Genomic DNA, 25,230 nt, shown 5'->3' with positions numbered 1-25,230 from the left:
GAGAAGACAGATGGCACAAAGACCGAAACCCGTTGCGCTGCTCATTTTGGATGGCTATGCCCTGCGCAGCGAAACGTACGGGAATGCTGTAGCACAGGCGAGCAAGCCAAACTTTGACCGTTACTGGAACGAATATCCGCATACAACGCTTGAAGCGAGCGGGCTCGCAGTCGGATTGCCAGAAGGACAAATGGGCAACTCCGAAGTGGGCCATCTCAATATTGGTGCAGGGCGCGTCGTGTACCAGGATTTGACGCGAATCACCAAGTCCATTCGGGAAGGCGGATTTTTTGAAAACGAAACGCTGATCGAGGCAATCCAGCACGCCAAGAAAAACGGCAAACAGCTGCATCTGTTCGGACTGTTGTCTGATGGTGGGGTCCATAGCCATATTGACCATCTCTTTGCGATTCTGGAACTGGCGAAAAAGCAGGACTTTGCGAATGTCTTCATTCATGGCTTCCTGGATGGACGTGACGTATCGCCAGACAGCGCAGTTGGATATGTCGAGCAGCTGCAAGCAAAGATCGCAGAAATCGGTGTAGGCCGTATGGCAACGGTACAAGGACGCTATTATGCGATGGACCGCGACAAACGCTGGGAGCGGGTGGAAAAAGCGTATCGGGCGATGGTATACGGGGATGCTCCGCATTATCAGGATCCGGTCCACGCAATCAAGGAATCGTACGAGAAATCGATCATGGACGAATTCGTCATGCCTACCGTGCTCGTCGACGATGCAGGAGCTCCTATCTCGACGATTCAAAGCGGCGATTCGATCATTTTTTACAACTTCCGACCTGACCGTGCGATCCAAATCTCGCAGGCATTTACGAACGAAGACTTCCGCGGTTTTGACCGAGGGAAAGAGCGTCCGCGCGATCTGCATTTCGTCTGCTTGACCCATTTTTCCGAGTCGGTCAATGGCTACGTGGCCTACAAGCCTTCCAATCTGGATAATACGCTTGGAGAGGTGTTGTCCCAACAAGGCTTGAAGCAGCTGCGGATTGCCGAGACGGAGAAATATCCGCATGTTACTTTCTTTTTTAGCGGAGGACGTGAACAGGAGTTCCCGGGAGAGACTCGCATCCTGATTCCTTCACCCAAAGTGGCGACATACGATTTGCAGCCCGAAATGAGTACTCCTGAGCTGACTGATGCGGTAGTGAGAGAAATTGAGGCGGAAAACTTTGACGCGATCATTCTCAACTTCGCGAACTGTGATATGGTGGGGCATTCCGGAAAAATGGAGCCTACAATCAAAGCAGTAGAGACTGTAGATGCATGCCTGGGCAGAGTCGTCGAAGCGATTGTGGCAAAAGGCGGCGTTGCCGTGATTACGGCAGACCATGGCAATGCGGACCTCATGCTGGATGAGGCAGGACGGCCTATTACTTCGCATAGTACGTATCCGGTGCCGGTGATTGTGACCAAAGCGGGGGCTGTACTCAGAGAAGACGGAATTTTGGCCGATCTTTCTCCGACGCTGCTTGATCTTTTGGATGCAGAACAACCAGTCGAAATGACAGGTAAATCGCTACTTGCAAAATAGTCCACTCTAGCACACACTAAATAGAGTTGGTTTTGGTGAATTCAAATACGTGTGGGGTTGCCTACATAGATTAAAAGGAGATGGAAGAGAATGGCTATGATTACTGACATTTACGCGCGTGAAATTATGGACTCTCGCGGTAATCCGACCGTGGAAGTGGAAGTGTATCTCGAAGACGGCTCCATGGGTCGTGCAGATGTTCCATCTGGGGCATCTACAGGGGCGTATGAAGCAGTTGAGCTGCGTGACGGCGACAAATCCCGTTACCTCGGCAAAGGTGTACTCAAAGCGGTTGAAAACGTGAATGAAATCATCGCACCAGAGCTGATCGGTATGGATGCCCTGGATCAAGTAGGCATCGACATGGCGATGATTCAGCTTGATGGCACAGGCAACAAAGGCAAGCTGGGCGCAAATGCGATCCTCGGTGTTTCCATGGCTGTAGCGCGTGCAGCAGCAGACTCCCTTGGTGTACCACTCTACAACTACCTGGGCGGCTTCAACGCGAGAACGCTGCCAGTGCCAATGATGAACATCCTCAACGGCGGAAAACACGCAGACAACACGGTAGATATTCAAGAATTCATGGTTATGCCTGTAGGAGCAGAATCCTTCAAGGAAGCACTGCGCACAGGCGCGGAAATCTTCCACTCCTTGAAAAAAGTACTCGGCGACAAGGGCTTGAGCACGGCTGTAGGGGATGAAGGCGGCTTCGCACCAAACCTGAAATCCAATGAAGAAGCAATCACCACGATCCTGGATGCGATCAAAGCAGCAGGCTATGAGCCAGGCAAAGACGTATTCCTCGCATTGGACGTGGCTGCTACTGAAATGTTCAAAGACGGCAAATACCACTTCGAAGGCGAAGGCGTTGTGAAAACAACCGAAGAAATGATCGCCTTTTACGAAGATCTGGTTAGCAAATACCCAATCATCTCCATCGAAGACGGTTTGTCCGAGGACGACTGGGATGGCTGGAAGGCACTGACAGACAAACTGGGCAGTAAAGTTCAGTTGGTTGGGGATGACCTGTTTGTAACCAACACAGAGCGTCTGGCACGTGGAATCGAATCCTCCACAGGAAACTCCATCCTGGTTAAAGTCAACCAAATCGGTACGCTGACAGAGACTTTTGAAGCGATCGAAATGGCGAAGCTGGCAGGATATACCGCTGTGATCTCCCACCGCTCCGGTGAGACCGAAGACTCCACGATCTCCGATATCGCAGTTGCAACCAATGCAGGTCAAATCAAGACGGGTGCTCCATCTCGTACTGACCGCGTAGCAAAGTACAACCAATTGCTGCGTATCGAGGACGAACTCGCAGATACGGCTCGTTTTGGCGGACGCGCTGCTTTCTACAACCTGAAAAAGTAAGCTGCTATTTTTATACCGGCAGCTAGCCGAATATAGTGGGCGGTGCCTATGTACAACGTACGTAGAGCACCGCCTTATTTGTTTTTGCTACGGAGGAGGAGGAAAGTTTTCAATGGGCATCTGCGGATTTTGCGTTTCGGCCAAAAGTGTGCGCTTGGATCATACAAAAAGGACTGTAACCGGGGAATCCGGCCAGTCCTTTTGCTGGTTAACATGGAGATTTTTTTACGACATGACTACTGTTTTTTGTTCTGCTGGTGCTGCAGTAAGGCGACTTTTACTGTAAGGAATACACATCGGTGTGCCGTAAAGAGGATCCTGCGTAATTTGGCAATCCATGTGAAAGACCGTCCGCACCAGATCGGTAGTCAGTACTTTATTTGGAGCACCTTCCGCTACTACACTTTGATCGTGGACTGCCACAATGTGATGGGCGTAACGGCAGGCTAGGTTCAAATCATGCAGGACCATGACGATCGTGCGCTGCTCCGTTTCATTTAATTCAAACAACAAATCCAAGATCTCAATCTGATGCGACATGTCGAGGTAAGTGGTCGGTTCATCCAAAAGAATCGTTTCTGTTCCTTGGGCCAAGGTCATCGCGATCCAGGCGCGCTGCCGCTGTCCGCCAGAAAGGGAATCAACGGGGCGGTTTGCCAATGAAGTAAGCTGAGTCGCTTCGAGTGCTCTCGTCACCATTTTTTCGTCTTCCTCAGACCATTGTTGGAGCCAGTTTTGATACGGATAACGTCCTTGTTTGGCTAGCTGCAGAACAGTCAATCCTTCTGGTGCGGTAGGGCCTTGTGGCAGAATAGCAAGGCGTTTTGCTACTTCTTTCGTCGAGCGCTTGGCAATCGATTGGCCTTCAAGCAAAATCGCGCCTTCTTTTGGTTTGAGCAGACGAGCCAGTGAGCGTAGCAAGGTCGACTTGCCACTGCCATTACTTCCAATGAAGACAGTGATTTTCCCCCGAGGGATGTGTAAATCCAAAGCCTCGATAATATTGCGGTCTCCATAGGACAAGGTTAACTGACGTGTTTCCAGAGCTGACATGGTGGGCAGGTCTCCTTTCACTACCGATTTCGGTTTTTATATAACAGGAAGATGAAGAATGGAGCGCCGACAGCCGATGTAAAGACGCCAACCGGCACTTCAATCGGGGAAAACGCCATTCGTGCGACGAGATCGGCAATCAAAACGATCAAGGCACCGATGAATGCTGAGACAGGCAGGGCGCTGCCAAAGGACGGACCGGTCAATTGTTTCGCAATGTGTGGTGCCAGCAAAGCGACAAAACTAATATCGCCCCCTACAGAAACAGCCGTTCCGGTTAAGGCTGCACAAATCATGAGCAAAAGGAAGCGATCCCACTGAAGAAAGCTGCCCAGGCTTGTTGCGACATCATCACCAAGCTGTTGTATGTTCACGCGTCTAGTGAGAACGGCAGCAGTCAGGATCAAAATAAGGACCCATGGCATAATCATCCAAACGTCGTTCCAATCCACACCGTAAATGCTTCCGGAAAGCCAGAGCAATGCTTTATTTTGCAAAAGAAATGGGCTGAAAATAATCAGAATCGTGACGATCGCACCAGTGGCAATTTTGATCCCGACCCCAATCATGACTAGTCGCAGCGGGGTTACGCCTTTTTTCCAGGCGAGCGCATACAAGAGAATGGTAGTTAAGGTTGCGCCGAGAAAAGCGACCGGGGGGAGCCATTTGATGCTGACTGTCTCGAACACGAGCAAAAAGCCAACTGCTGCAACGGAAGCGCCTCCCGCTACACCTAGAATATCTGGAGAGGCCAGCGGATTGCGGACAATGCCTTGCATAATGGCACCAGCTACAGCCAGGGCGGCTCCCACCAAAATGGCGATAATGATGCGAGGCATGCGAAACTGCTGGACGATCAGAGCATGATCTTCAGCCCCGATCCCGAGCAGGACCTTGAGCACATCTAGCGAAGGGATTTTCATCTCACCCATCCCGAGGCTGATAATGGCTACCAACAGGGTCAAAAGGAGCCCGATCACAGAAAACAACAAGGTTTTCTTATGTAGTTGAAAGGACGCAAAGCGCTTGCCTAAACGAAGCGGTACAAATTCTTTCATTATTTATCAAGCCCCTTTCGTGCGACATAGATGAAGAATGGAATGCCGATCAGGGCGGTCATGACACCAATAGGTACTTCAGCAGGCATGGCAATAAAACGTGCACCGATGTCTGCGATAAGCAGCAAAACAGATCCGAGCAATCCGCTGTACAGCATCACCCAGCGCGTATCGATTCCAACGAAATAGCGAGCGAGATGAGGCGTGACCAATCCGACGAAGCCGATCGGTCCTGCGACAGCTACAGCGCATCCGGACAGGAGAACGATGACGATCCCTGTAGCCAGCTTCACGAGGAGAGTACGCTGTCCCAAGCCTTTCGCTACATCGTCACCCATGAGCAAGGTTTGGATTGGTCGTGCTAATGCAAATGCAGCTAGCCAAGCAATAATCATGTACGGAAAGACTGTTGCCAAATACTCGAGCTTTCTTCCACCGACCGAACCAGCCAGCCAAAACAGAACCTCGTCCGCTGCCTTTTCATTTAAGACCATCATGCCGTGGCGGATGGATGCGGCCAGGGCGGTGATCGCTGCTCCGGCGAGGACCAGTTTGACGGGGGTTAATCCATCTCGGCCGAGTGACCCCAGCATATAAACGATCAGACCGGCAACGGATGCTCCGAGAAAAGAAATCCAAGTAAACTGGGTCAATGAGCTTATCCCAATAAAAGTGACAGCAAAAACGACAAAGAGAGAAGCACCTGCATTCAGTCCAAACAGCTCGACGTCTGCAACTGGGTTTCTTGTCAAAGATTGGAGCAAGGTACCGGCTAGACCGAGGCAGAAGCCTACCGTAAGTGCGTTTAATACACGAGGCACTCGTACTTCCTTAATCACAATATGCTCATTCGTACCATTAAAATTTGTATAAGCATCAATCGCAGTTTGCCAACTAGTATCAATGACACCAAAAATCAGACTGGCATAACTGAGATAAGTCAGAAGCAGAATAGCGATTGCCACTCCTGCTATTTTACCAAAGCTGCTTTTTAGCAAAGCGTTCATGAAGGCTACATCCTTATCTATCTATTTGCTTTGATGGTACACACGTATATGTTCTCTAAATAAGTTTAGATGCAGGGTAGGGATGTGTCAATGATGTTGAGAGTCATTATCAATTATTTTGTTGACTTCTGACAGGCAGGATTGTACGATAATCATTGTCATTGATTTAGATTCTCATTACATAGAGATTTGAAAGGGGTCCTCTCATCATGTTTTCTCGTACGAATCGGACCGCAGGCGGTAAAGTGTTCTTTGCTGTTTTGATGGCGCTTTTGCTGATTGTCACTGGTTGTGGCGGCAATCAAGCTAGCGAACAAAAGCCCGCAGAACAAAAGCCTGCTGACCAAGCTGCTGGCAATACAGGTGGTTCTGAACAATCTTATACAGTTAAGCATGCAATGGGTGAAACGACAATCAAAGGAACACCGCAGCGTATCGTCATGCTGACCAACCAAGGTATCGAAACGTTGATGGCTTTGGGCGTGAAACCAGTAGGCGCTGTAGGTGCGGCCAATGATCCTACCCAATTTTATGATTTCACGAAATCTTTCCTGGAAGGTACCAAGTCAGTCGGTACAGAAGGTCAACCAAACCTCGAAGCAATCGCTGCTCTGAAACCAGACCTGATTTTGGGGATGAAATTCCGTCATGAAAAAATTTACCAGCAACTGACTGCTATTGCTCCTACTGTTTTCGTAGAAGAACCGCGCGGCGACTGGAAAGCCAACTTCGAGTTGTATGCTGAGGCCATTAACAAAAAGGCTGAGGGAGAAAAAGTTCTCGCAGATTGGAATAAACGTGTGGAAGATTTCAAAGCAAAAGCTGGCGACAAGCTAAAAACACAAGTATCTGTTGTGCGTTTCATGCCTGGTAAAGTACGCATTTACTATAAGAACACCTTCACTGGCGCAATCTTCCAAGATCTTGGCCTGGCCCGTCCAGCTTCCCAAGATAAAAACGATTTCGCAGCAGAAGTAACCAAAGAGCGCATTCCAGAAATGGATGGCGACATCATGTTCTACTTCACTTATGAGACAGGAAAAGGGGAAGCGTCCAAACTGGAACAAGAATGGACCAACGATTCTCTTTGGAAAAACCTGAACGTAGTGAAGAACAACAAAGCGTTCAAAGTTGACGACACGATCTGGAACACATCTGGCGGCGTAATCGCAGCGAACAAAGTATTGGATGAGCTGGAAGGCTACATCATCGGAAAATAAATGAAATGAAAAAGAAGACGTGGGCATGTGCCTCGTCTTCTTTTTTGTTAGGGGAGATCAGCTTGCCTGAAATAGTTTCTATGATTATCCAGCCATATTATTGATGGTACCGCGTGGGTAGTAAACATTTACATGGTCGATATAGAGCGTGCTTGGTTTCTTACCCATCACACCAGAGAAGATGATTTTCAGCTCATACTTGTCGGTTACTTTGTAGGTGTAAATCGTTTGGCCACCGGCAGTCGTAACGCTTTGTGGTTTACCGAGCGCATCTTGTACTTCTGCAAGTGAGATGGATTGCAGTCGCGGATCATACGAACGGATGTCGACGATCTGCATTCCTTTGTTAAAACCAAAGACAAGATTTCGATCGCGATAGGTGTTATAACTAATTCCGTTTACGAAGGAGACGATATCAGGTTTGCCCCACACTTTTTCAATCTCATCAAAAACATCCTTTTCCACCCGAGAAGAGCTGCCGAGTGTTTGCCCGTTTTTAGCGAGGTCGCGAATGTTCTGCATGAGCTCCACATTGCTTCCGTAGAGCATCAGGTTTTTGTTGCCTTGCGGGTAGTACACATTGTAGCGTACGAGCTTCAGATCGTTGCCACCTGTGCTCTTGGTACCTTGAAAAATAAACTTGACCTGGTATTTGTTTGTGACGTCGTAGGTATAGATCGTCTGGCCGCCAAATTCACTGACACGGCTTGGATTGCCCCACTTCTTTTCGACATCGGACAGTGTGGCTTGTTGAAGGCGTGGATCAACGGACCGGATGTCAACAAGCTGCATGCCTTTGTTGTAGCCTAAAACAATTCCTTTGCTGTTATAGGTCGCGTAAATAAGTCCATTGGCATCGTCTGTGCGATCAGGAGCACCCCAATCTTTTTCCACCTGCTCAAAGACAATAGTTTCTACAGTGTATGGAGCGTTAATGACCATTCCTTTTTCAGCTTGCTTACGGATGAGGGATAAAAGCTCCTCTCCTTGTGGGATGACTTGTGTTGGTTGGGTGCTGCCACTATGATTTGAGCCATTCCCTGTAGAAGCAGTCGTAGAACCAGAACCTGGTGCTGTTGTTTGTGGCAGCGATCCAGGTAGTGCGTTTGGCTGATTCTGGTTGAAAAGGGATGAACCCATCCAGACGGCAGCCAGCAGAACGGAACAGATGGCGACACCTTTACCGAAAGTAGAAAAGCGGCGAAAGGAGACAGAACCATCTGGTTTCTTTGCATCGGTTTGGCGGATGGCCGTTACGATTTGTTGTTTTTTTCCGGGCTTCATTTTCATATCGGGCAGTCCTTTCATTTCATCTAGAAGCTGATCGTCTGTTTTATATGGCATTCCCAATCATCTCCTTTTTTTCCTCCTCCAGCTTTTCCCTGACAGCCTTCATGGCGCGGTGGAGAGTTACATTTACCTTGTTTTCCGACCAATGCAAAATCTCTGCGGTTTCTTTTGGCGACAGTCCTTTGATTCCGCGAAGGATCAAGACTTCTCGATAAGCGGGTTTGACATGCTGCATGGCTTGATACAGGGATTGCTGCTCCTCGTGAAGATGCAAGATCTCCTCGGGTGTTTTCTCTTCGGACTGCAAATGGGTAAGCCACTTGTCAGGCAGCCAGCTGCGCAGTCGTTTTTTTCGACCGTGATCTATTGCGGTATGACGGGCAATGGTTAACAGCCATGTTTTGGGCTGGGACCTGCCTTCGAACGAGTCCAATGACCGGAGCGCCTTGAGGAACACATCCTGTACGAGATCATCTACGTCTTTGTTCCCGGTGTAGTAGACAAGGAACTTGTAGATATCATCGCTATAGCGCAGAAACCATTGTTCAATGATGTCGTTTTTGTCCATAGCTGAACCACCTTTGCTCTTTCTACTTGTAATTTGACGACCAACACATGGTTTCATTACAAAAGATGAAAAAAAACTGCCGGAAAAAAACCGACAGTCGATGGTTCAAGCATTTATTAGCGGAGCATCGCGTCTTTGGTAAACCAGAGCGGGTAGCTGAGCAGGCTGATCAAGACAGCAGAAATGGCCGCAGAAGAAGAAAAGCTGAGCATGATAAGAATTTGGTAACGTACGGCTTCAATCGGGCTAGCACCGGCGACAATCATGCCCGTCATCATGCCGGGAAGCTGTACGAGTCCGATCGTTTTCATGGTGTCAAAGGTAGGGATCATGCTTGCTTTGACAGCGCGCTTCAGAACTCCCTGAACCGCTTGACGGGGCGTAGCTCCTAGGCTAAGAAGTGTTTCAATCTCGCCTTTGGCCATTTCTGTTTCGCGGTTCATATGAGTGAGAAAGAGACTGGATACGATCATCGAGCTGCCGATAATCATGCCGCTCATTGGGATCAGGTACTGCGGGGTAGGGGAAACGAGTCCGAGTATGAGTAGCAGCCCCATGGTAATCAGCTCCGTAATCGCGAGGGAAATCACGATCCGCCAAAAGATTCCGGGCAAGTTTTTGCCTCGGCTTGCAGCGTTCCAGGAGGCTACCGAGATCATCATGACAATCAGAAGCAGAATGAATACAACGCTATCGGAATGGAAGACAAATTGCAAAACGTATCCGATCGCAAGCAGTTGGAGCGTAGAACGAATGGTACCTACCGCGATTTCTTTTTCTAATCCGAGCTTTTGCCAAACAGAAAGCAGCAGGGCAATCAGGACAAAGGCAAAAGCAAACCACATAGAAGTATAAGTCATGAAGTAGCCTCCTCGGTGGCAGGGACCAGAGGGCTCTGATTGTGCAAAAAGTCTTTTGCCTCTGCTGATTGCGGTGCTGTGAAAAAGCATTCGCTCGGGGCATCCTCTAGTAGCCTGTGATTTGCCAGAAACCAGATGCGTTTGCAGGCGTAGCGGGCCTCCTCCAGGTCGTGCGTGACCCAAAGCAAGGTCGTGCCGGTTCGGGTGTGCAGATCGACGAGGAGGCGTTCAGCCGCTTGTTTGCTCAAGGCATCGAGAGAAGCTGTTACTTCATCTAATAGTAAAACAGCAGGCTCTAGCAGCAGAGTACGGACAAGAGCGAGCCGCTGCTTTTCGCCGCCAGACAACTGCTGGGCAGGTTTAGACCAATCCAGATTTTCCAGGTAAAGCTGTTCGAGCAGCTCACGTGCACGCTTCTGATCAAATGGACGCTGATGCAGCGTGCTTACCGTGCGCAAATTATCTTCGACACTGCCGGGAAGCATGACGGCCTGCTGGGCGACGTAGCTCATTTTCATTCGCCAAAGCGCTGGCTCCCAGAGCGTCATCTCTTTTTTATTCAAGATAATCATACCCGTGTCAGGTGAGAGGAGGCGGCCTAGAATCCGGAGTAGAGTACTCTTTCCTTGGCCTGATTTTCCTACGATTCCGATTATGGTAGGTTCTGTGATTTGGGCGTTTAGGTCACGAAACAGCCAATGACCCGAGGGAGAATTGATTTGCTTGCCCAAAGATTCGATCTCGATTGACGTTTGCATGTGAAACCTCCCTCTAACAAAAGAAAACACCAAAGAGGACGAGTCTTCGGTGTTTCTCCCATATAGCTATCTATGTACTTATTTGTGTTCAGACAGCCATTGTGCAACCGCTTGAATTTCTGGTTGCTTTTTAATAATTCCGCCAGGCATTGCAGGTGGTTTACCATCTTTAATGATCTTGGCGATGTCATCAGCGCTGTGAGTTGCCCCGACTTTAGTCAGGTTCGGACCCATGATCCCTTCCAGGTTTTGACCGTGACAGGAAGCGCAGTTTTGTTTGAAAATAGCAGCAGCGTCAATGTTTGCAGTAGGTGCTCCACCATTGCCTTGTGCCTCTCCGCCATGTTGTGGTGGGAAAATAATCGATCCTACGAGTGCAATGAGAAAAACTAGAAACAAGATACCAAACGAAGTAAAAAAGGCCTTCGCGGAATCAATTACGTCGTTTTGATTCATGTCTTTTTTGTTGGACCCAGCCATCTGACAAAGACCTCCCAAAGCAAATTATAAAGGTACAACTGCAATTTTACGGCAAAATCTTGACAGTTGCAAGGAGACTGCCAAACCGACAAAGAAAGTACACAATTTTCCTTTTTATACAGTCCGTACTCAGCTATATTCTACCTTAACTACGTGAATATTATTTCATTGAAATTGTCATATATAATGGAAGGGTTGGCGGGTTGCTGATAGCATTCAAGTATGATAAAGTAGTTACATTGGTTATTTACTGGTCGCTCATCCAAGAGAAGTCCTCGGTAGAGTAAACGCAGTTGCTCCTTGTGAGCAGGCTTCGATCGGGGTGTTTTTACCGCCTTGGAAATACGTTTTGAGGTGAATGAAGATGGCATTGGCTGCTAAAATTTTACTTGTGATCGCAAGTATTGGCTTAATTATCGTCGTTTTGCTGCAATCTGGAAAAAGTGCCGGTCTCTCGGGTGCGATCGGCGGTGGTGCTGAGCAACTGATGGGCAAACAAAAAGCTCGTGGGATTGACGCACTTTTAGGGAAGCTGACTGTTGCATTCGCAATTGGTTTCATGATCTTTGCGATTTTGCTTGGTTATTTCTTAAAAACAGGAGCGTAATAGACGTATGGCCGAAAGACAGCGAGTGCGACTTGCTGTCTTTTTCTCTATTCCGATTGCGACGTGTGCGAACGGTGAATACTACATAGTAAAAGAATAAATGGAAAAGCGCGGCAAAGCCACGCGAAAAGGAGGTTTGTGAATGAATGAACAAGATATCCTAGCGTTTATGCGGGAGCAAGCATACCACCCGATGACGGTAAAGGAACTAGAGGAAGCATTCGGGATTGCAGATTCCGCTACTTTTAAGGAATTAGTGAAGACCCTCAATGCGCTGGAAGCAAGTGGAGAGGTAATTCGTACGAGAGCCAATCGTTATGGCGTGCCGGAGAAAATGAATTTGGTGCGCGGACGGTTGCAGAGCCATCCGAAAGGTTTTGGCTTTGTTATTCAAGAGACACCGGGCATGGAAGATGTTTATGTACATGCGAATGACATGAATGGTGCGCTCCACGGAGATACCGTCTTCGTGCGTGTAGAAAAGGAAGCAGGCGGAAATCGTCTGGAAGGGCGCATTATTCGTGTCGTAGAGCGTGGAATCAAGCAAGTGGTGGGTACGTTCAAGGATGAACAGCACTACGCTTTTGTCATCCCGGACGAGAAGCGGATCGGCAAAGAAGTCTTTATCCCCAAAAATGCTTACAATGGGGCGGTAGACGGTCACAAGGTAGTCGTCAATATCGTTCGTTACCCAGAGGGACGAGTCAATCCGGAGGGAGAGGTTGTCGAGATTCTGGGACATAAGAACGATCCAGGAGTCGACATCTTGTCTATTATCCGCAAGTTCGGGCTGCCGGAGGCGTTTCCTGAGGATGTATTGGCAGAGGCAGAAGCAGCGCCAGACGCCATTTCCGAAGAGGAGATTCGCGGACGTCGCGATTTGCGTGATCGGATGATGGTGACGATTGACGGCGCAGATGCCAAGGACTTGGATGATGCCGTTTCCTTGGAGAAGCTGCCAAACGGGAATGTGCGTCTGGGCGTGCATATCGCCGACGTCAGTTATTACGTGCGTGAGAAATCACAGCTAGATAATGAAGCGTACCGTCGCGGCACCAGCGTCTATCTGGTTGACCGTGTCATCCCGATGCTGCCACATCGCTTGTCCAACGGGATTTGCAGTCTCAATCCACAGGTAGATCGCCTGACGATTTCCTGCGACATGGAGATGGACCAAAACGCAAACCCGGTGAAGTACGATCTCTTTCTCAGTGTGATTCGTACGGATGAACGGATGACCTATGCAGATGTACGCAGCATCCTGGAAGATAAAGACGAAGCACTGATCGAAAAGTACAGCGCGTTGGTGCCGATGTTCCAGGAGATGGAGCAGTTGGCTTTGAAGCTGCGTGCCAAACGGATGCAGCGCGGTGCAATTGATTTCGATTTCCGTGAAGCGAAGATTTATGTGAATGAAGAAGGAACTCCGACAGATATCGGCTTCCGTACGCGCTCCATCGCGGAGCAAATTATCGAGGAGTTCATGCTGGCTGCAAACGAAACCGTAGCGGAGCATTTCCACTGGATGAAGCAGCCGTTTATGTACCGGGTCCACGAAGATCCAAATAGTGAAAAGCTCATGGCTTTCATGGAGTTCATCACCAATTTCGGGTACTCCATTAGAGGAAAAGGGAATTCCGTTCACCCGCGGGCATTGCAACAACTGCTGGAAGAAGTGAAAGGGACTCCGGAAGAGATTATTATCAGTACCGTAATGCTGCGTTCGATGAAGCAAGCGCGTTATGACGCGGAAAGCCTCGGACACTACGGCTTGTCTACCGAGTTTTACACGCACTTCACGTCCCCGATTCGCCGCTATCCCGACCTCATCGTCCATCGCCGTATCCGCGATTGGATCGAGCAGGGCGAGCAATTGTCGGAAAAACGGATCGCGTATTGGGCAGAGCAAATACCCGAGATTGCACAGCACGCTTCGCAGCGCGAGCGTTTGGCTGTAGATGCGGAGCGAGAAACAGATGACCTGAAAAAAGCAGAGTTCATGCTTGAGCGTGTAGGCGAGGAATTCGAAGGCGTCATTTCCAGTGTCACTTCGTTCGGGATTTTCGTCGAGCTGCCGAACACCATTGAGGGTCTCGTTCACGTCAGCTTTTTGACAGATGACTACTACCATTACCATGAGAAGATGTTTGCACTTGTTGGAGAGCGGACAGGCAAGCAGTACCGCATCGGGGATGTCGTGCAGGTTCGCGTGGCAAGTGTCAACGTGGATGAGCGTACCATCGACTTCGAGATCGTCGGCATGACGAAAGCAGCAGGCTTCCGTGGCAGCCGCGAGCGTACTCCGCGCGTCATCGACGGACGAGGGGGAGACCGCAAGCCTACGCGTGGCAAAAAGCCGGATCACTCCCGTTCAGATCGTCCAGATCGTCAGAAGGACAAGGCGCACCCAGCGGCCGTCCGCCAGAAATACAAGGATCGTCGTAAAAACGAAGGGAATAAACCGCCTCGTCGTGCAGGAGCAAGTGCAGGTGCTACACCTGGAAGTGAGGATGTCGTACCACTTGGCACTAGCGAAGGAGATACGCCAACGACGCGCCAGAAGGGATTCTGGGAAGATCTTGTCCGGTCAAAGAAAAAGACTCGGAAGAATGTAGCCAGCCAAGCGAAGCGGAAGCGTCGTTAAACATTTGTGTAAGGGGGCTCTTCTTCACTGGGGCCACGGAAAGTACCCGGAATGCAATTGCTTCCCGGCAAAAGTCTTGTCACAACGAGAAAAATTTGCTAGACTAACTGATACGAAACGCAGTACGAACAAGTGAGGTGATCTCCATGTCAAAAGATAAGGCCGGAACCAAGACAGTTGCCCAAAACCGAAAAGCACGCCACGATTACCACATCGAGCAAGTATTCGAAGCAGGCATTGCCCTGACCGGTACAGAGATCAAATCAGTGCGAGCTGCTCGTGTCCAGCTAAAGGATAGCTTCGCTCGCGTGCAGGATGGCGAATTGCTCTTGTACAACGTACACATCAGTCCGTATGAACAGGGTAACCGTTTCAACCATGAGCCGGAGCGAACCCGCAAGCTTTTGATGGGACGCTTGGAAATCCTCAAGCTAAACGGCTTGATCCGAGAAAGAGGGTACTCGCTGGTCCCGCTCAGCATTTATTTGAAGGGCGGCTGGGCCAAGGTCGAGCTGGCTCTCGTCAAAGGGAAAAAGAACTACGACAAGCGCGAAGACCTCAAGAAAAAGGACGCTGCGCGTGAAGTGGAACGTGCCCTGCGCGAACGGCAAAAGGTATAAAGCTGTAATGCCATGCAACTACGCTTTTTGAGAGCGGTTTGGCGCAAATGGTGCACTCTGGCAAGCTTGGCAAAGAATCAACGTTGAGTTTTGGTTGCCCGATGTGCTATATTTAATAGGCAGCAAGCAGTACACACTGTTAACAACACAGTCTAGGTGTGGAACGGTTAGTCCTTTTCTTCACCTAGACTTTTTGTCACCTTTCCCAACCTCTTATACCTTGGGGGCGTTCTGGATTCGACGGGGATGGTAGAGCATGAGAAGCGAGCCGGGGGGCTGCGGACCTCGTCAACAACGCGGAACGCCATTAACTGGCAACAAACAACTTTCTCTCGCTGCTTAATAACCAGTGAGGCGCTACCATTCCATCGCCCATGTGGCATGACTAGCGCTCAACTTTAGTGGGATACGCCGGAGGCTTCCGCCTGGAGCCGAAGGAAGAAGATCAATCAGGCTAGGTGTTGGGTCAGCGCGTCACTCCGCGAATCCACCACCGAAATTTAAATGAGTGACTGCGCTCGGAGATGCTCATGTATCGCTGTTTTCGGACGGGGGTTCGAATCCCCCCGCCTCCACCAATACATATCAGTGATGTCACCTGTAGAGGTGGCTTTTTTTCGTTTATGGGGAAGGTTCGCTATTCATTGAGATTTGGGAATTGCGTCATATCAAGTGTTTTTGTTAGGGAGTCAATGTATAGCGGGTTAGATCTGATGTTATTCGAGTCGGTGAGCACACCGTTCTGAGAGATTTTGGGCGGATTTTAGGGGAATCAGTAAAGAAGAAAGACGATGATTTGGGATGCGCAGGGGGCACTTTGGAGAGAGATACCCCCTGTGCAAAAAAGACTTGAGTTTGTTATTTCACGACAGTAAACTCAGCAACCAAGGTCTTCTCGTACAAAGTGATATCGCCCGTCTTGAACTGCAATATCATATGCAAGACCTTCGTCTCGCGTTGAATAACCACCCGCGACAAGTATTTGCTTGCAACTTGGTAAATCATCTGCGGGCTTGAATCTTCATTATCAAGCAGGCTGATCAGCGTCTTCATGTCGTATTTGACAGAATCGATGTAGTATTCAGGTATGGTGACCGACTGTATCGTAGCTGATAGGCTGGAGTACTCCGTATCTTTTTCAAGAAGCTCCTGCCGCATTTCGTTTACCATGTCGATGTAGTAAGGCTTTGCTTTGCCTGATGCTATATCTTTCTCGATGACTTCGATGCGCTTTTTCAGGAACGTGATTTCTGTCTCCAAGTCTGACAACTTCATGTAGACATGCTTGTTTTGTTCTGCGTGATGACGATGGATTTCTTCCTCAAAATGATCATCGAGTGAAAGACGGAGTAAGGCATTTCTGAGCTTCATCGATACGATCTCTTCCACGCGTTCTTTTCTCCATCCGACATAACTGCAATAGTCCTTACCATGCCGTTGATAGCCTCCGCAGATGTAGTATTTCTGGCCGCCATTCTTTTTGTGCGTTGACGATGAATTGCCGACCATTTTGCTTCCGCATCTGTCGCAGTACATGATGCCGCGCAACCAGAAAGGGGAGTACGGTTTGATCTGAAATGGGTTATGCACTTGCCCGCCGCCGTTGTGACGCTTCTTCGCCATCTCTTGGCATCTTTCGAACAGGTCTTTTGCGATGATCGACGGATGGGCGTTCTCCGTGATGATCCATTCAGAGCGATCCTTCCATTTCTTGCCTTTTGTCTGGTAGTCCTGTTTGTTCCATACTCTGCGCCCGATGTAGGATTCATTGAAGATGATTGCGCGGATCGTGCTTGCCGACCATTTGCCGCCTTTCAGGGTAGGTACGCCTTTCTGATTAAGCATAGTAGCAATTGCTTTGTATCCTAGACCTTCCTGAGCGTACTGGTTGAAAATCCATTTGATCGTATCTACTTCTTCACGAGGGCCGAGCACCCATACAGTTTTCGTTTTGTTTGCGCTGAGTGCGATATGTTCTGTCCGATAGCCATATGGGGCATTACCGCCGTTACTGTAGCCTTGTTTGGCGTTCTGAGACATGCCTTTTTTCACTTCAGCGGCGAGGTTGACGTTGAAAAATTCTGAAATCAATTCTAGTACCCCCTCAAGCAACATTCCGTGCGGTGTCTCAGGATCGGTTTGTTCCGTTGCAGATACAACCTTTACGCCGAGTTTTTGTAGTAATGCTTTGTAGATGATGTGATCTTCGCGTTTACGCGAGAAACGGTCAAACTTGTGGACGATGATGGCATCAAAATGACGATTCGGACGTTTCGCCATCGCAATCATCTTCTGGAACTCTGGGCGGTCGTCTGACTTTGCAGATTTGCCTTTTTCGAGATATTCGCCGACGATCAGCCATCCTTTCTCTTGGCAGAACTTGTGGATCGCCTTCAGCTGAGCGGGAATGGACAGTTCTTTTTCTGCCTGATTATCGGTTGATACGCGAGCGTAGATGACAACTTTCATGTGGATACATCTCCTTTGTGGTTGTGTTTTTAGTCCTGAAAACGCAAAAAAGGCAGGTATGCTCGATGTGAGCGATACCTGCCTTGAGGACTACGTGTGGCGTTATTTGTTTTTCTTTCGTTGTTGCAGTTCTGTCTGCGCGGCGTCCCATTGCTGTTGACTGATGAGGGGAGGGTGACAGTTGGGTGTGATAATCCATTCATCTTCATCCTTGAACTGCGTCATGCCTTTGGTGCGTTTGTTCCAGATGCGATGACCGAGATAAACTTGGTTGCTCAGGATGGAGAGGACTGACGATGGACTCCAGCGACGATCATTTGCATTCGCGAGGTTGCATTCATTCAGGATGCGTGCGATCTTTTTGCCGCCCATTCCTTCTGTCGCCAGCTTGAAGATGAGTTGTACGGCCTCCACTTCATGTCGTTCGCCGGGGATTAGCGTAACATGTCCATCGACGACGATGGTGCGATAGCCGAATGGAATACGACCACCGCAATGAAATCCTCGCGATGCGTTTTCCTTCAATCCCTTCAATGTTTCATTCTTGAGGTTCAGGCGATAATACTCACTGATCGTCTCTAGCATGCCTTCCAGCAACATGCCATGTGGAGTGTCGGGTTCTGTTTGTTCTGTCGCCGAGTACACAAAAATACCAAGTTTCCTGAGCAGGGCTTTGTAGATGATATGATCTTCCCGACTGCGGCTAAAACGGTCGAACTTGTGGACGACGATGGCCTTGAAATCTTTCTGCGGCTGTTTGGCTTTGGCGATCATACGCTGGAAGGCGGGGCGATCTGCGGTCTTTGCGGATTTGCTTTCGTCGACGAATTCGTCGACGATGATCCATCCCTTTTGATCGGCATATCGTTGGATTGCTTCTCGTTGAGCGGGGATGGACAGTTCGCGTTCGGATTGCATTTTGGATGACACGCGCAGATAGGTGACTATGTTCATTGTGGATGCTCCTTTCCGTTAGTCGTATACAATGCTTCCTTACCGAGACTCGATCTAATAACCACCTCCTTTATTGGTGTATAAAAACAAAAAAGACCCGATCTACAATGAGATCAGATCTAGGACAATTAATAAACAAATTGTGTTCAGACAGTTTCCTTTTGCTTTTGATACTGTTTTGCGTGTTCATTAAAGTCAGCAATAAGGTTATTCCAATATTCTGTTTTCCCTTTTGGATAATCATGAGGGTTAGCTAAAAAGGAGTGGTACTGCTCTACAGCAACATTGTATGGATTGTTAGTCAGCTCAGAGAACTGGATGTGTCTACTAGGTGAAGATGCCTGGTCTAAAATCAATAACTCCGTGCTGATTCGGCACAATGTTTCAACCAATCGTGTTGGCTCAATATTGTTTCTTGTCAGGTGGCTGGTAATAATACGTGTTTCACCTTGGGCAAAATGCTGGGTGATGTAGATGCCCAATTGTGCGTTTTGTTGAAGAGTATCTGTTAAATTGCCGATGTCGTTATCATCTTTTTCCCAATCAAGATCCAGCACTTCATCTTCCTCAGTAAATCCAATTGTAAAAGGTTGAATAGGCTGTGTCTGGTAGTACTCATCAGTGAATACCTCTACTTTCACATGAAACGCCTTGGCAAGACAGTGAATTACATTAAATGATGGATTTTGAGAGTCTCCTCTTTCGATAGCGGTAAGAGTCTGAGGAGTAACCCCAATTGCCTTTGAAAGAGAGTTGGTAGAGTATTTTGTTTTCCCGAAAAGATTGCACATTAACTCTCTGATGAACCTGACCCTTTGTCCGAGGTTCATTGAAGCAAGAATGAGCAATTGAAAATCCTGTACAGTTTGTTTTGGCATACTTTTGTCCTCCCAAATAGGTTCTTTACAGGGATTATAGCATGATGATAAAGTAGATACAAATTTACTTTCAAATAAATTATATTTGTTTTTTTGACAAACGTTTAGGCGATCGCGATGCCAAGAACTAAAGACGATACATCAAAAAGGGGGTCAAGACCAGTCACAGCAAGGGTTAGAGGCGATTTGTAGTAACTACCCCTCATTTTGTACAGACAAAGTGGATTCAGCCTTACAGCCACAAGGCTTCGGAGTACAAAAATACATCGGAGGTTCTGCCATGGTTTACGAATTCTGCATGGACAAGCTGGACTCAGTGCTAAAGAAACACAAGGGTCTGCGCCGCTTGCTTTCCCCAAAAATGAAGACGAGTCCATGCCCCTATGATGGGATTACCTTTTATACGGACAGGAGTATTACACCAGAGTTTTTCATGCTTGTGAGGCCCGCAATGTTCGGCCTTGCAGATGCAGACAGAAGGTATCGTTACTGTCTAAAGCACAGGCGATTTACGATTTTTTGGGCACCGCTTAGTCCTGATATTTCACAAACTATCATCAGATTGAATCCTCACAAGAATAAATACAGCCCCGCCCAGGTTCTGGATTTGATCGGCTTTATAGTTGGAGATTACTCAGGCGTGCACGTAGGGAAGTTTGATGAGAAGGTCGATCTACCTGACCGCACAGTAGAAGATGTTGTGAAGCGTCTCCATGTTCCATATAAGCGAAAAGCCTTGGATTATAAGGAAAAGGGGGAGACTTATTACTTTGGATCTCGTAAGGGTCAACAAGTTAAGGTATATAACAAGGGTAAACAACGGGGAATACATAAGAAACTGGTCAGGATCGAACGGACGACAAAATATAAGAAAAACCAACGCCCAGCAGTCGCCGATTTCTTCCTAAATAGCAGAAATGACATTATGAGCCAACTTTTGCTGGTGGATACAGATAAAATCGACAATCGGACAGCTATCAAGAAGCGTCTAAAAACAAGTAAAACGTTTTTTGAGGGGTACAAGATGTTAGATGACAAACAGAAGCGAGAACTTAAACGTCATTCCGCGTTTAAGCACCCCCTGATCGATCTCCAACAAGTGGTACAGGATGAACTGAAGGAATGGTTGAACTCATCGCCTCACCTTTTTATAAAAGTACAATTTGGTCATTTAAAGCTAGTACTAGATGCTTGGAGGTCGGGAACATGGAGATTTGGCAAGACGGAAAAGTTCTCGCCAGTTTTGAAACGCAAACCACAAAATATTCATGTATGCCTCGATGCGTTAGGATGGGGAATTTCCTGTCCAAACTTCATGAAGAAAGGCAGGATGAACTTCGATGAGACAAAGCTCATCATTTAAGAATGACTGTCCCAAGCTTTTAAATGCTAGCTGGGGACAGTCATGGTAGTGATAGCGCTTAGAAATAATAATCTGATTTCCTAACGACTAAATCCATCCGCTTTCCTTGAAGCTAAGGTACTTAACTTCTGTGATTACTATTGCATCTAAAAGCGAGATGCCAATTACATCAGCCGCCGCTATTATCTGCTTAACCAAGCTTACTTCCTCCTGAGATGGATTGATGTCGCCAGCACTAAGCATGTGAACTAAAATACCCGATGCACACTTATGGATGATCAGATGACGGAATACAGCCCGCTGATAGGCAGTAAGGCACTGCATCGTTTCGTCGGCAATACACATGGTTGTCGTGATCATGTTCTTGGTATTTAACCCGATTAGGAACGTGTTTCTCTCGCCGATAGTCGCAATGTTGTCTCTGCAATACTGGACAATATCTCTAGGATGACGAACAGTAACATGATGTCGTTTTTGTGGAACGGCAAGGAGATGAGCAAGATGTAGGGTAGCCCGCAATTGTTTCGTCGCGGTAGCGTTATTGCCTGCGATACGTTGGATATCCTTGTCGGAAAGCGTAGTAAGCTGTTGAGGATGGGAAACCTGCGTCATCAGAGTGTGAAAGGCATCGACTAGCTGTGTTTCTTTCAGGATATGTTGATGATGCGGTTTGCTCGTGAAAGGTTGATTTATCATAGCTTTGGCCTCCTGTATGTTATAGATGCCCTTGTTCGGCTAAAGAGCAATATGTCTCGAATCCAACAATAATGTGATCGATAACCCGGACATCCAGAATTTCTCCTGCCTGTCGTAGTCTTTTGGTTATTTCGATGTCCTCTTTGGATGGGGTTGGATCGCCAGAGGGATGATTGTGAACAAAGATCACTGCATCTGAGTTCCTATTCAACACGGGGCGGAACGCTTCTCGTGGATGAATGATTGCCGCATCCAACGATCCGACTGCGACTATCTCCCAGAAAAGAGTCCGTATTTTGTTATCCAGTCCAACGACCACAAAATGCTCTTTGGGGAGATACTGCATTTCTACCCTGAGATGATTGAAAATGTCTCTTGCAGATCGGACAATTGATGGGAAGGTCGCTCGTAAGCATATGGAGCGAGCCATATCCAATGCAGAAATGATTTGCCGGGCCTTGACCACCCCGATACCAGAAACGGCTCTCAGTTCGTCTTCTGTGGCGTCTAGCAGAGCGGGCAGGGTAGGGAAGCGTGTCATCAATTCATTGACGATTCTACCTTCTGGTTTCTCCTGTATGATTTGGGCCAGTACTGTCGATAGTGTTGCTTGAGCGATGTATTTATCTGTCATGCTTTTTCCTCCATATAATGAAATAAGGAGAGCGGCGCCGCCCTCCTTGTGCTTGTGAAGTGAAATCCTGTACAATACAATCAGCAAAGTTAATTAGGTGTGATTCCTATCTTGGATCACATCTTTTTTTGTTTTTCGATCTGTTCAATCTGCATTTCTATGAGAACCAGTCGTGAAAGGGTACGCGCATATAACCGTCCCCAATCAGGACGCATCTGCTTGATTCCTCTCAAATGGCGCAATGCCGCCAACAGCCAGTTTCGTTGTTCGTACAAGTCCACTTTCCTGCGCATTGATCTTCACCTCCCTTCAATAGCTGAAATGAAAAAATGACCCATCTGCGTGATAATTGCATGCAGATGAGTCATCTAGGTTTGCTGTAGCTTTTTCAAATGATGCTGAAAGAGTTTGTGCGGGTACTTCTTTATAGGGCTGATAACAGAATCGCAATCAATCTTCCTGTAGCGGATAATGTACGACTGCAAGACATGTCCGGCCATACGAATATCATCGTTGTGAGCCAAACGGTTCAACAACACCGGAAGATTGTCGTCCGACAGCTTCAGTTTTTTTTGTTGCACTTGAATCATTCCTTTCTCTGGTGAACTCATTCTCAATGGATCGCAGAACGTCAATCATATCGATCTGGATTTGCAGGCTCTTAATTTGACTGCGAATCTGCTTTAGATTACGAGCAATGAGGGGATGGTAGGTATCGCTGTTTCGTAGCATTCTTTCACGTATGAGCAAATCTGCATGTTTCAACTCCAGCCTTTTTAACAACTCTCTCATAGGCGTGTTTCACCTCCTTTCATTGCAGATAACCGCGGTATTGGCGATGCTACTGCGTGACAACGACAAATAACCCGCTTTGACACAGGCAGGCTTGATCGCAATTATTCATTTGAGAGTTAAGAGAAAATTTAGCTTCAGGGATTCATGGGTGAGGACGAACGGCAACCTTTAGGTCATAATGCATGTACCATCCGTCCATCTTCAAATCTCTCGCAATCTTTTCGTAATCAATGTAGCAGGATAAGGATGGGGGAATCGGGCCAAAGTAACCTCCATCTACCATATCCGCCGCGACATCGAGTAAATTGTCCACGTCAAAATACAGGCTGTAGTCACCGCTCTCCAACAGCCTCACAACGTCATCTACATCGTCCATGCATTCAGAGAGGGTAACAACAACCCTGCTGTCGTAGCGGCTTAAGACAGCGGCGATTTCATTGGTTGCATATACGTCGGAATACTCGCCAAGACGAAAAGGTGCTTCGTAATCGTGGATGGCGTATTCTTCATCCTCACCCAGAATCCCTTCGTTGTACTTCGCCAGATTGGCTACATAGAGCTTTACATCCATGCTCATTCCCTCACTTTGCAAGATTTTGTCTACTGCGATACGTCATGACAATCAGCACACTGTAATCCGGGCAGTCTTTCTAAACAACAATGCCTCGATTATATGAACCACCTCCTTTCAGTGATGGAAGCCTCTCACCTTCCCTGTCGCTGTCGTATTACCCAGACGACCAAACAAAAAAAGGACTGCAACCTACTGACGAACAGTAGATCACAGTCCATATGAAACCGGGTGGGGCATGAAACGCTTGGTACCCCCCTTGTATTCTTTATTGTGGAACTGGGGAAAATTTTGTGCAATTTTTTGACCTGATAAGGCTTTCGGAACCTGAGAAAGAAAGGAAATACTTACTGTCTGTCGGGCTTCAGGGTGGATTCCAGTGATAGAAGTTCTTGCCCGATATTGTTTAGGGTTTTGCGTCCGGGTTCACTAAGGGTTCGATAAATACGATTCAAACTCTCCCAGTCTTTTTCCGATGGTGAGGCATCATGCCCAAACAGTATCACATCTGTAGACACATTTAACAGAATCGAGCTTCTCACCAACAGATCGATGCTGGGTAGACCAAGACCGTTTTCTATACGTTTCACATTACCTTCAGAGGTTTGCAAGGCTTCTGCAAACTCAGTGCGGTTACGATATTTCTTCTTGCGTAACTCCTGTATCCGATTGCCGATTTCGATGGGATTCAAACATACCACCCCTTTATTGCAAGCCTATCGGAAATATCAGACAGCAATAAGGGTATTCAAAATGACTGTTTTTCGGTTATTATTAATGCCATATAACTAAATTTTCCATGAATGGAGTACGATCAGGAATGTCACTAGGAGAAGAGTTGATCTTGGCAACAAAATCGAAAGACGATGATAAAGTTAGATATTTGCTTGGTACAGGTGCTGATCCCAATTACAAGGGGCAATATGATTACACTGCTTTAAGATGGGCTGTCATAAAGGAGTCCGAGAGTATCGTCAAGTTACTTCTTGACGCTGGTGCCGATCCCAATTCAACAGATATGGTTGGAGACCCCGTGATTAAATCCGCGATTGATAAGAACAATGTCGTCATCCTTAGAATGTTATTGGATGTGGGGGTGCTGACAGCATCTCTTCCGCATTTTCAACAGGAATCTTTGCGAGCACTAAGACTTCTACCGGTTAACAAGAACGGAAAACATGAGAGTTCTCTATCTGTTTTCTATCGGGAACGATATGACGACATGGGAGAGCATGGTATACATCATAATAAATATCATTCCGTAACTGCTACGATGGAAGGATATTCTGGCATTATTGAGATTTCATTCAGGGCAGAAAAGTTCTTCAAGGAAGGTGCAGGAGATGGGTATCTTGAGGAAATTTCATATGAATGGGACAGGGAAGGCATGGTCAACAAGCTTCACATATACAGCAAGGAAAGACTATTATCCCCGAATGATGAACCGGTCTATTACAGAGGAGGCAACTATTATCCCTATCAAATGCCAGCAGACATCATGAATCCAAAAGAGTTTTATTGCTTTAATCCCAACGGTTACATGGGTAACAGCTCCATCGAGGTACGGGAACTCTTCAGTAACATGAAGGAGTACTATAGAAAAATCTTCAAGGTAAAGCCGAAACAGAACGATCTGTTATCTTTCAGTAGTTCGAATGGGGATGATCTGCGGGATGAGGGAATCGGTTATGGCTTTACGATCTATACTTGATTAACGGAGTTCAGGAGTAAATGCAATCAGCAAGTTGTTTGAATTCATACAGAACGCTTGAGGAG

25 protein-coding genes and 1 other RNA gene are annotated in these 25,230 nt (G+C 47.5%); 9 read left to right on the top strand and 17 right to left on the bottom strand.

Annotation, left to right across the window (positions count from 1 at the left end; all coding sequences use genetic code 11):
* Positions 1-10: 10 nt before the first annotated feature.
* Together gpmI and eno are read left to right on the top strand one after the other, a co-directional pair.
* Complete coding sequence (gene gpmI / locus ACIFQN_RS16440; RefSeq protein ID WP_429834110.1) at positions 11-1,552, top strand: 2,3-bisphosphoglycerate-independent phosphoglycerate mutase; 1,542 nt, start codon at positions 11-13, stop codon at positions 1,550-1,552.
* A 90-nt stretch (positions 1,553-1,642) separates the two neighbouring features.
* A complete protein-coding gene (gene eno / locus ACIFQN_RS16435; protein ID WP_429834109.1) occupies positions 1,643-2,929 on the top strand; it encodes a phosphopyruvate hydratase in 1,287 nt (428 codons plus the stop codon).
* 225 nt (positions 2,930-3,154) lie between these two features.
* On the opposite strand, the gene ACIFQN_RS16430 is transcribed toward eno, so the two are convergent.
* Genes ACIFQN_RS16430 through ACIFQN_RS16420 form a run of 3 tightly spaced genes read right to left on the bottom strand, consistent with a single transcriptional unit; the run spans position 3,155 to position 6,047 of the window.
* Positions 3,155-3,982, bottom strand: coding sequence for an ABC transporter ATP-binding protein (locus ACIFQN_RS16430; RefSeq protein WP_429834108.1), 828 nt, complete (start codon positions 3,980-3,982; stop codon positions 3,155-3,157).
* A 20-nt stretch (positions 3,983-4,002) separates the two neighbouring features.
* Positions 4,003-5,040, bottom strand: coding sequence for a FecCD family ABC transporter permease (locus tag ACIFQN_RS16425; protein ID WP_429834107.1), 1,038 nt, complete (start codon positions 5,038-5,040; stop codon positions 4,003-4,005).
* Positions 5,040-6,047, bottom strand: coding sequence for a FecCD family ABC transporter permease (locus ACIFQN_RS16420; RefSeq protein WP_429834106.1), 1,008 nt, complete (start codon positions 6,045-6,047; stop codon positions 5,040-5,042). The genes ACIFQN_RS16425 and ACIFQN_RS16420 overlap by 1 nt, the downstream gene beginning before the upstream one ends.
* Positions 6,048-6,256: 209 nt before the next feature.
* Here ACIFQN_RS16420 and ACIFQN_RS16415 point away from each other — a divergent pair, with 209 nt between their 5' ends.
* Entirely contained in the window at positions 6,257-7,267 is a 1,011-nt protein-coding gene (locus tag ACIFQN_RS16415; protein WP_429834105.1) for an ABC transporter substrate-binding protein, read from the top strand.
* An 84-nt stretch (positions 7,268-7,351) separates the two neighbouring features.
* On the opposite strand, the gene ACIFQN_RS16410 is transcribed toward ACIFQN_RS16415, so the two are convergent.
* The 5 genes from ACIFQN_RS16410 to ACIFQN_RS16390 form a co-directional block, all read right to left on the bottom strand.
* The gene (locus ACIFQN_RS16410; protein ID WP_429834104.1) at positions 7,352-8,611 is read right to left on the bottom strand and encodes a YjgB family protein; all 1,260 of its coding nucleotides are present in this window, start codon (positions 8,609-8,611) and stop codon (positions 7,352-7,354) included.
* On the bottom strand, positions 8,601-9,125 hold the full coding sequence (locus ACIFQN_RS16405; RefSeq protein WP_429834103.1) for an RNA polymerase sigma factor: 525 nt from the start codon (positions 9,123-9,125) through the stop codon (positions 8,601-8,603). The genes ACIFQN_RS16410 and ACIFQN_RS16405 overlap by 11 nt, the downstream gene beginning before the upstream one ends.
* Positions 9,126-9,241: 116 nt before the next feature.
* A complete protein-coding gene (locus tag ACIFQN_RS16400) occupies positions 9,242-9,985 on the bottom strand; it encodes an ABC transporter permease (RefSeq protein WP_429834102.1) in 744 nt (247 codons plus the stop codon).
* Positions 9,982-10,743: an ABC transporter ATP-binding protein gene (locus tag ACIFQN_RS16395; RefSeq protein WP_429834101.1), complete on the bottom strand. Its 762-nt coding sequence runs from the start codon at positions 10,741-10,743 to the stop codon at positions 9,982-9,984. The genes ACIFQN_RS16400 and ACIFQN_RS16395 overlap by 4 nt, the downstream gene beginning before the upstream one ends.
* Before the next feature lie 78 nt (positions 10,744-10,821).
* Positions 10,822-11,223 (bottom strand): YqzM family protein, encoded by a 402-nt coding sequence (locus ACIFQN_RS16390; RefSeq protein WP_429834100.1) that lies wholly within the window; start codon positions 11,221-11,223, stop codon positions 10,822-10,824.
* 364 nt (positions 11,224-11,587) lie between these two features.
* Between ACIFQN_RS16390 and secG the strand changes: the two genes are divergently transcribed.
* From secG to ssrA, 4 genes are all read left to right on the top strand, one after another.
* Positions 11,588-11,830: a preprotein translocase subunit SecG gene (gene secG, locus ACIFQN_RS16385; protein WP_429834099.1), complete on the top strand. Its 243-nt coding sequence runs from the start codon at positions 11,588-11,590 to the stop codon at positions 11,828-11,830.
* Positions 11,831-11,972: 142 nt separating this feature from the next.
* On the top strand, positions 11,973-14,474 hold the full coding sequence (rnr, locus tag ACIFQN_RS16380) for a ribonuclease R (RefSeq protein ID WP_429834097.1): 2,502 nt from the start codon (positions 11,973-11,975) through the stop codon (positions 14,472-14,474).
* A 146-nt stretch (positions 14,475-14,620) separates the two neighbouring features.
* Positions 14,621-15,094 (top strand): SsrA-binding protein SmpB, encoded by a 474-nt coding sequence (smpB, locus tag ACIFQN_RS16375; RefSeq protein WP_376909284.1) that lies wholly within the window; start codon positions 14,621-14,623, stop codon positions 15,092-15,094.
* A gap of 222 nt (positions 15,095-15,316) precedes the next feature.
* Positions 15,317-15,672, top strand: a transfer-messenger RNA (tmRNA) gene (ssrA, locus tag ACIFQN_RS16370).
* Positions 15,673-15,952: 280 nt separating this feature from the next.
* Here the strand turns inward: ssrA and ACIFQN_RS16365 are convergent.
* From ACIFQN_RS16365 to ACIFQN_RS16355, 3 genes are all read right to left on the bottom strand, one after another.
* Positions 15,953-17,563 (bottom strand): recombinase family protein, encoded by a 1,611-nt coding sequence (locus ACIFQN_RS16365; protein WP_429834096.1) that lies wholly within the window; start codon positions 17,561-17,563, stop codon positions 15,953-15,955.
* A 102-nt stretch (positions 17,564-17,665) separates the two neighbouring features.
* Positions 17,666-18,517, bottom strand: coding sequence for a recombinase family protein (locus tag ACIFQN_RS16360; protein ID WP_429834094.1), 852 nt, complete (start codon positions 18,515-18,517; stop codon positions 17,666-17,668).
* A gap of 146 nt (positions 18,518-18,663) precedes the next feature.
* Complete coding sequence (locus ACIFQN_RS16355) at positions 18,664-19,395, bottom strand: helix-turn-helix transcriptional regulator (RefSeq protein WP_429834093.1); 732 nt, start codon at positions 19,393-19,395, stop codon at positions 18,664-18,666.
* A 280-nt stretch (positions 19,396-19,675) separates the two neighbouring features.
* On the opposite strand from ACIFQN_RS16355, the gene ACIFQN_RS16350 reads away from it, so the two are divergent.
* Positions 19,676-20,758 carry a hypothetical protein gene (locus ACIFQN_RS16350; RefSeq protein WP_429834092.1) on the top strand — a complete coding sequence of 361 codons (1,083 nt, stop codon included), beginning with the start codon at positions 19,676-19,678 and terminating at the stop codon, positions 20,756-20,758.
* Positions 20,759-20,845: 87 nt separating this feature from the next.
* Here ACIFQN_RS16350 and ACIFQN_RS16345 read toward each other — a convergent pair whose 3' ends face one another.
* The 6 genes from ACIFQN_RS16345 to ACIFQN_RS16320 all read right to left on the bottom strand — a co-directional run bounded on the left by ACIFQN_RS16345 (position 20,846) and on the right by ACIFQN_RS16320 (position 24,146).
* Entirely contained in the window at positions 20,846-21,454 is a 609-nt protein-coding gene (locus ACIFQN_RS16345) for a JAB domain-containing protein (protein ID WP_429834091.1), read from the bottom strand.
* Between the two features lie 19 nt (positions 21,455-21,473).
* Positions 21,474-22,088 carry a RadC family protein gene (gene radC, locus ACIFQN_RS16340; protein WP_429834090.1) on the bottom strand — a complete coding sequence of 205 codons (615 nt, stop codon included), beginning with the start codon at positions 22,086-22,088 and terminating at the stop codon, positions 21,474-21,476.
* A gap of 116 nt (positions 22,089-22,204) precedes the next feature.
* Positions 22,205-22,381: a hypothetical protein gene (locus ACIFQN_RS16335; protein ID WP_429834089.1), complete on the bottom strand. Its 177-nt coding sequence runs from the start codon at positions 22,379-22,381 to the stop codon at positions 22,205-22,207.
* Positions 22,382-22,595: 214 nt separating this feature from the next.
* A complete protein-coding gene (locus tag ACIFQN_RS16330; RefSeq protein ID WP_429834088.1) occupies positions 22,596-22,880 on the bottom strand; it encodes a hypothetical protein in 285 nt (94 codons plus the stop codon).
* A gap of 145 nt (positions 22,881-23,025) precedes the next feature.
* Positions 23,026-23,454 carry an antirestriction protein ArdA gene (locus ACIFQN_RS16325; protein ID WP_429834087.1) on the bottom strand — a complete coding sequence of 143 codons (429 nt, stop codon included), beginning with the start codon at positions 23,452-23,454 and terminating at the stop codon, positions 23,026-23,028.
* A 347-nt stretch (positions 23,455-23,801) separates the two neighbouring features.
* A complete protein-coding gene (locus ACIFQN_RS16320) occupies positions 23,802-24,146 on the bottom strand; it encodes a helix-turn-helix domain-containing protein (RefSeq protein ID WP_429834086.1) in 345 nt (114 codons plus the stop codon).
* 152 nt (positions 24,147-24,298) lie between these two features.
* Here ACIFQN_RS16320 and ACIFQN_RS16315 point away from each other — a divergent pair, with 152 nt between their 5' ends.
* Positions 24,299-25,165, top strand: coding sequence for an ankyrin repeat domain-containing protein (locus ACIFQN_RS16315; RefSeq protein ID WP_429834085.1), 867 nt, complete (start codon positions 24,299-24,301; stop codon positions 25,163-25,165).
* Positions 25,166-25,230: the final 65 nt, after the last annotated feature.

The organism is Brevibacillus sp. NRS-1366 (assembly GCF_050467985.1).
The sequence above is the reverse complement of the archived record's forward strand: the minus strand, read 5'-3'. Positions and strand labels throughout refer to the sequence as shown.

Coding starts and splice junctions, on each gene's coding strand:
- smpB (WP_376909284.1), top strand. CDS start 14,621: ATGTCAAAAGATAAGGCCGGAACCAAGACAGTTGCCCAAAACCGAAAA.
- ACIFQN_RS16400 (WP_429834102.1), bottom strand. CDS start 9,985: ATGACTTATACTTCTATGTGGTTTGCTTTTGCCTTTGTCCTGATTGCC.
- ACIFQN_RS16420 (WP_429834106.1), bottom strand. CDS start 6,047: ATGAACGCTTTGCTAAAAAGCAGCTTTGGTAAAATAGCAGGAGTGGCA.
- ACIFQN_RS16360 (WP_429834094.1), bottom strand. CDS start 18,517: ATGAACATAGTCACCTATCTGCGCGTGTCATCCAAAATGCAATCCGAA.
- ACIFQN_RS16330 (WP_429834088.1), bottom strand. CDS start 22,880: ATGAGAGAGTTGTTAAAAAGGCTGGAGTTGAAACATGCAGATTTGCTC.
- radC (WP_429834090.1), bottom strand. CDS start 22,088: ATGACAGATAAATACATCGCTCAAGCAACACTATCGACAGTACTGGCC.
- gpmI (WP_429834110.1), top strand. CDS start 11: ATGGCACAAAGACCGAAACCCGTTGCGCTGCTCATTTTGGATGGCTAT.
- secG (WP_429834099.1), top strand. CDS start 11,588: ATGGCATTGGCTGCTAAAATTTTACTTGTGATCGCAAGTATTGGCTTA.
- ACIFQN_RS16430 (WP_429834108.1), bottom strand. CDS start 3,982: ATGTCAGCTCTGGAAACACGTCAGTTAACCTTGTCCTATGGAGACCGC.
- ACIFQN_RS16325 (WP_429834087.1), bottom strand. CDS start 23,454: ATGGATGTAAAGCTCTATGTAGCCAATCTGGCGAAGTACAACGAAGGG.
- ACIFQN_RS16390 (WP_429834100.1), bottom strand. CDS start 11,223: ATGGCTGGGTCCAACAAAAAAGACATGAATCAAAACGACGTAATTGAT.
- rnr (WP_429834097.1), top strand. CDS start 11,973: ATGAATGAACAAGATATCCTAGCGTTTATGCGGGAGCAAGCATACCAC.
- ACIFQN_RS16365 (WP_429834096.1), bottom strand. CDS start 17,563: ATGAAAGTTGTCATCTACGCTCGCGTATCAACCGATAATCAGGCAGAA.
- ACIFQN_RS16425 (WP_429834107.1), bottom strand. CDS start 5,040: ATGAAAGAATTTGTACCGCTTCGTTTAGGCAAGCGCTTTGCGTCCTTT.
- ACIFQN_RS16335 (WP_429834089.1), bottom strand. CDS start 22,381: ATGCGCAGGAAAGTGGACTTGTACGAACAACGAAACTGGCTGTTGGCG.
- ACIFQN_RS16395 (WP_429834101.1), bottom strand. CDS start 10,743: ATGCAAACGTCAATCGAGATCGAATCTTTGGGCAAGCAAATCAATTCT.
- ACIFQN_RS16415 (WP_429834105.1), top strand. CDS start 6,257: ATGTTTTCTCGTACGAATCGGACCGCAGGCGGTAAAGTGTTCTTTGCT.
- ACIFQN_RS16355 (WP_429834093.1), bottom strand. CDS start 19,395: ATGCCAAAACAAACTGTACAGGATTTTCAATTGCTCATTCTTGCTTCA.
- ACIFQN_RS16350 (WP_429834092.1), top strand. CDS start 19,676: ATGGTTTACGAATTCTGCATGGACAAGCTGGACTCAGTGCTAAAGAAA.
- ACIFQN_RS16345 (WP_429834091.1), bottom strand. CDS start 21,454: ATGATAAATCAACCTTTCACGAGCAAACCGCATCATCAACATATCCTG.
- eno (WP_429834109.1), top strand. CDS start 1,643: ATGGCTATGATTACTGACATTTACGCGCGTGAAATTATGGACTCTCGC.
- ACIFQN_RS16410 (WP_429834104.1), bottom strand. CDS start 8,611: ATGCCATATAAAACAGACGATCAGCTTCTAGATGAAATGAAAGGACTG.
- ACIFQN_RS16405 (WP_429834103.1), bottom strand. CDS start 9,125: ATGGACAAAAACGACATCATTGAACAATGGTTTCTGCGCTATAGCGAT.